The following is a 1,102-nucleotide window of genomic DNA, read 5'->3' on the forward strand; positions in this document are numbered from 1 at the left end:
GCTGGCGTCCACCATGCCGTGACGGACTGCCAGTAACGCCAATTCGACATCACTGCTGATGGAGAGCTTCTCAAAGATTCGATAGCGGTAAGTATTGACCGTTTTCGGCGACAGGCACAGCTTGTCGGAGATGGTCTGCACTTTCTGGCAGCCAACGATCATCAATGCAATCTGGATTTCGCGTTCTGACAACAGGTCGAAAGGCGAATTGTTGACCTGAGGCTGGAAAGACTTCAGTGCCAATTGCTGAGCGATCTGTGGGCTTATGTAGCGCTGACCGGCGAATACCAGGCGAATGGCCTGAACCATTTCAGCAAGACCCGCGCCTTTGGTCATGTAGCCTGCCGCGCCAGCCTGAAGCAAACGGGTCGGGAATGGATCCTCCTCACACACCGTCACAGCGACGACCTTGATGTCCGGGTAGCTGCGCAACAGCTTGCGCGTAGCCTCAAGACCACCAATACCTGGCATCTTGACGTCCATCAGCACGACGTCGGGCTTGAGCTCCCTGGCCTTTTTCAAGGCTTCTTCCCCGGAATCGGCCTGTCCTACGACCTGCAGACCGTCTATATCGGCCAACATGCGTGTGATGCCTGTCCGAACAAGATCATGGTCATCGACAACTAGCACCCTAATCAAGCAGACACCTCGCGCAACGGTCATAACGAATGCCATTCACCATAACAAAAAACGGCGAGCCAGACCTAGGGGATGTTACTGATTTCGTATTTACCCCCCAAAGGACATCCCGACTCGAGCCCATACCTGGTTGCAGACCCTGGATTTTCCGTGCGCATAAAGGACTCAGGCGCCGCATGCAGGCGAGACAGAGCGTCGAAGACCCTGTCGCGCCAGTCAACGGCACATTGCCTTCACTCGTCGGTCGGCTTGTCGGTCGTCGAGTACGAAGCGGACAGCTCGGCCATGGTAGTGGTCAGTCGCCTGATCGCGTCCTGATCTTCCTTGTCGAGCACGCGGTAGCTGCCAAGCACTTTCTCCTCGGCAACACTGAGATTGTCGACCGGGATCGGCGTGGGTGTCCCGGTCAGGACGTAGAGGATATCGACCCCTTTGGCAGCGACTGCGGCCAGGTAATCAGCCT

At 56.4% G+C, this 1,102-nt stretch carries 2 protein-coding genes; both read right to left on the reverse strand.

Annotated features, from left to right (window positions below; all coding sequences use genetic code 11):
• Positions 1–639: response regulator transcription factor GacA (gacA, locus tag BZK31_RS27000; RefSeq protein ID WP_167378121.1), on the reverse strand; the 639-nt coding region annotated here is incomplete at its 3' end.
• A gap of 233 nt (positions 640–872) precedes the next feature.
• Positions 873–1,102, reverse strand: a 230-nt coding sequence (locus BZK31_RS27005) for a transcriptional regulator (RefSeq protein ID WP_083186275.1), incomplete at its 5' end; no start/stop codon positions are given.

Origin of the sequence: Pseudomonas floridensis (assembly GCF_002087235.1) — a bacterium.
Lineage (GTDB): Bacteria > Pseudomonadota > Gammaproteobacteria > Pseudomonadales > Pseudomonadaceae > Aquipseudomonas > Aquipseudomonas floridensis.